The following is a 3906-nucleotide window of genomic DNA, read 5'->3' on the forward strand; positions in this document are numbered from 1 at the left end:
AGGGTGTCGGAGATCCCGGCGGCCCACTTGTTGATCGTGTTGAAGGTGGCCGGGGCGACCGCGATGGCGTCCGCGGGCGGCAGCGGGCGCGGCTCCCCCGGCAGACGCCAGGCGGACCGGATCGGGTGGCCGGTCTGCGCCTCGATCGCCTCGGCGTCGATGAAGCGGAGGCCCTGCGGTGTGGCGACGACGCCGACGTCCCAGTTCGCCTCCTGGGCGGCCGTGATCAGCTTGCCGACGTCATGGGCGACGCCGCTCGCGCACACGACGACGTACAGGAAGGGCTTCTTGTCCGGGGCGGTCGGCTCGGTCACGCGGGTCTCCCGGTCGGCGGCTGAAGAGGTGCGGTTCCGGCAGGGTACGACGGTGGTCCCGGACCGTCATGTCCGCCGCCGGGCTGCGGACGCCGGGGCGGGGAGGAGACGGTTTCCGCGGGCGCGCGTGCGAGCCGTGCGGGGGTCGTACAGGCCGTACGGGTCGTACAGGCCGGGCAGACCGTGCAGGCCGGGCGCGGGTCGTACGAGCCGCATGGGTCGTGAGGGTCGTACGGGTCGTACGGCCCCGGGTCACTCCTTGCCGCGGACCACGGCGACGGGGCAGTGCGCGTGGTGCAGCAGGGCCTGGCTGACGGAGCCGAGCAGCAGTCCCGTGAAGCCTCCGCGGCCGCGGGCGCCGGTCACCAGCAGCTGCGCCTCCTGGCTGGCCTCGATCAGGGCCGGGCGGATCCGGGAACGCACCAGGCGCCGCTCCACGGTGACCTCGGGATGGCGCTCCTGCCACGGGGCCATCGTCTCGTCCAGCAGCCGCTGTTCCTCCTCCTGGAGCCGCTCCAGGTCGACCACCACGCTCAAGTGGTCCCCGTAGCCCTCGTGGGCCGACTCGCTCCAGGTGTTCCACGCATGGAGCGCCACCAGGTCCGCACCGCGCAGCGTCGCCTCGGCGAAGGCGAACCCGACGGCTGCCTCGCCCGCCGGGGAGCCGTCCACCGCGAGCAGGACGGGACCGGTCGGGTCCGGCCTGCCGCGCACCACCAGGACCGGGCAGCGTCCGTGGGCGGCGAGGTGCACGGCGGTGGAACCGAGCAGCAGGCTGCCGAACCCGCCCAGCCCGCGGCTGCCGACCACGACGAGCGAGGCGGTGCGCGACTCGATCTCCAGCACCATCACCGGCTCGCCGACGGTGACGTCACGGGTGATCTCCACGTCCGGTGCGGTGGTACGCGCCCGCCGCTCGGCCTCGGTCATCGTGCCGTCCACCAGCTCGCGCACGCCCGCCGCCTTCGGGTTCCACGGGGGCATGCCGGGCGGGACGTGCACCGACGGCCGGCCGAAGGCGTGCACCAGCCGCAGTCCGACCCCGCGCAGCGCCGCCTCGCGCGCCGCGACCTCCACCGCCTCCAGGCTCGAGGGCGAGCCGTCCACTCCAACGACCACCGGGTTCGTCATGGGACACCCTTCCTCCCGTCTGCCGCGGGGCGGGTCCGGCCGGGGGCGGTCGGGCCGTGGGCCACAGCAGGTATCGGACCACGGCAAAACCGTAGCCGTCCGGCGCGGCCGGTTCCTCCCGAACCGCTTCGCAGGGGGCGGCAGCTCGAAAGGGGCGGCGTCCCACGCGGCGCCCCACGCGGCGCCCGTGCGACGGCGCCCCACGGCGGCACCCTCCGCTCGACAGTGGCCGTCCGGCGGCACCCCAACACGGCGCCGGCCGCCCGGCGCGGCCTCCCGGCGACGGCACCCCGCTCGACGGCGGCGCCGGGACATGGCCGGATCCTGACGTACGGCCGGAGCATTCGAACGAATGCACTGATGACTGCGGTGACGGATGGATACGGTGTGGCCCATGGAGGAATCCGGAACGACGTCCACCGACAGGAACACCGAGCTCCCGACCGCCATCAGGACCGCCGCGCGCCATGTGCTGGAGACCTCGGGCGCCGCGGGGCTGTCCCTGGAGGCCGTCGCCCGCGCCGGCGGTCTCGCCGTCGCCGATGTGGAAGCCGTCTTCCCGCACCGGGACGACCTGCTGACCGCACTGATCGTCGACGCCTACAACGCGTCCGGTGCCGTGATGGAGCAGGCCGACCGGGCCGCCGAGGAGGCCGGCGCGTCCGCGGGTGCGCGGCTTCTCGCGGTCGCCCGCGCGCTGCGGCAGTGGTCCTTCGACCATCCCGCCGAGTTCGCGCTGATCTACGGCTCGCCCGTTCCGGGTTACCACGCCCCGCAGGACACGGTCCCGGCCGCCTCGCGCACCCCCGCGGTGCTGGCCGGCATCGTGCGTTCGGCGCTCCGGGCCGGTGAACTCACCCCTCCCCGGCGGACGGTGCCCGGGCCGCCGCTGCTCCTGCCCCCGGCCGTGGAGCTCTTCGGAGGCGTGCCCGAGGCCCCGTTCTCGGACCTCATCGAGCGCGGCATCGTGCTGTGGAGCAATCTGATCGGGCTTCTGGTGTTCCAGGTCTTCAGCCGTACGCACGACAGTGTCCGGGACCAGTCCGTGTTCTTCGACTTCGCCGTCGCCGTGGCGGCCGAGGGCGTCGGGCTGGTGGTTCCCCTGGACGAGCACACCGACTGAACCGTCCGCCGCATGCGCGGCGCCGCAGGGAATCAGGTCGTGAACACCGTCAAAACCCTCTGCTTCGTCATTGCGGCGCTCTCGTCGTATGCCGCGCTCGCCTGCCGGCTGTACCAGGTACGGCGCGACTGGCGGGACAGCGCCTACCGCACCCTGCTCGTCACCCTGCTGTTCCAGTGCCTCACCTTCACGATGGGGGCCGTCGCCATGGGAAGCGAGAGCTTCCTGGGGGTCGGCAACCTCGCCATCCTGGTGATGCACCTGTCGGCGGTCGCCTTCTGCGTCAGCGCGCAGATCATCCTGCTGCGCTGGGCCGTCGACGACGACAGGGCCGTACGGAGGACCCGTTGGTGGGTGATCACCGGCGTCGCCCTCGACGTGCTTCTGACGGCGCTCTTCTTCGTCGCCGACGGCCCCCAACGGCCCGCCTCGGACTTCAACACCGGCAGCGGCCAGCCGCTGGTCCTCACCTACCTCCTGGCCTTCATCGTCTCCCAGGCGGTTCCGTGCGTCACCATCTTCCGCCAGTGCGGGCCCTACGCCCGTATGACCGACAACGCCTCCCTGCGTCAGGCCCTGCGGCTGCTCTCCGTCGCCGCGGTGATCCTCTTCCTCTACTGCCTGGCCCGGACGGTGAACATCCTCACCGCCGCGGCGGGGATCGACATCGGCGTCTGGCAGATCGCCGCGTCCCTGTTCAGCGCGGCGGGCATCGTGACCCTCTCGCTCAGCCTGACCATGTCCTCCTGGTGGCCCCTGGTCGCCACCGTGCTGAAGTGGGTGCGCGACTACCGGGCGTACCGAGCCCTGTATCCGCTCTGGCGGGACCTGTACGAGGCCTCCCCGGGCATCGCCCTGGAGCCTCCGGGGGGCTCGGTCCTCGACATCGACTACCGCCTGCACCGCAGGGTCGTCGAGATAAGGGACGGCTGGCGGGACCTGCGCCCCTACATCGACCGCAACGCCCACGGCATCGCCGTGGCGGACCCGGCGGCGAGCGAGGAGATGCGGCAGGCGTTCGTCGAAGCGGCACAGATCAGACAGGCGCTGCACGCCAAGCGCATCGGTGTCGTTCCCGACGACAACAAGGACGTCGGCGACTTCGAAGATCGGGATTCGGACAACTTCCCCGCAGAAGTCGCCTGGCTCACCAAGGTCGCGTCCGCCTACCGTAAAGTCGGAAAAGCGGGTTGAGAGCTCCCGCCCGGTCTGTCCCCCGTCGGACCGGGCGGGCTTCCCCCGTGCTCTCCCTGTGCGCTCCTCAGCGCTTCCCTGGGTTTCCCCTGTTTCCCTGGGTTTCCCCCGGGTTTCCCCCCTTCTCTCCCCCTTCTTCGGGGT

General features: G+C 72.2%; 4 protein-coding genes. 2 read left to right on the forward strand and 2 right to left on the reverse strand.

Features of this window, described 5'->3' with window-relative positions; translation table 11 throughout:
• Both CCN35_RS24160 and CCN35_RS24165 read right to left on the reverse strand, forming a co-directional pair.
• On the reverse strand, positions 1–314 hold a 314-nt coding region (locus CCN35_RS24160), incomplete at its 3' end, for a flavoprotein (RefSeq protein ID WP_245863401.1).
• A gap of 252 nt (positions 315–566) precedes the next feature.
• On the reverse strand, positions 567–1445 hold the full coding sequence (locus CCN35_RS24165; protein ID WP_211285571.1) for a universal stress protein: 879 nt from the start codon (positions 1443–1445) through the stop codon (positions 567–569).
• A gap of 394 nt (positions 1446–1839) precedes the next feature.
• On the opposite strand from CCN35_RS24165, the gene CCN35_RS24170 reads away from it, so the two are divergent.
• Both CCN35_RS24170 and CCN35_RS24175 read left to right on the forward strand, forming a co-directional pair.
• Positions 1840–2568 carry a TetR/AcrR family transcriptional regulator gene (locus CCN35_RS24170; protein ID WP_067396123.1) on the forward strand — a complete coding sequence of 243 codons (729 nt, stop codon included), beginning with the start codon at positions 1840–1842 and terminating at the stop codon, positions 2566–2568.
• Positions 2569–2607: 39 nt separating this feature from the next.
• A complete protein-coding gene (locus CCN35_RS24175) occupies positions 2608–3762 on the forward strand; it encodes an MAB_1171c family putative transporter (RefSeq protein ID WP_067396121.1) in 1155 nt (384 codons plus the stop codon).
• Positions 3763–3906 lie beyond the last annotated feature (144 nt).

It is taken from the genome of Streptomyces thermovulgaris, from assembly GCF_002155915.1.
GTDB lineage: Bacteria > Actinomycetota > Actinomycetes > Streptomycetales > Streptomycetaceae > Streptomyces > Streptomyces thermovulgaris.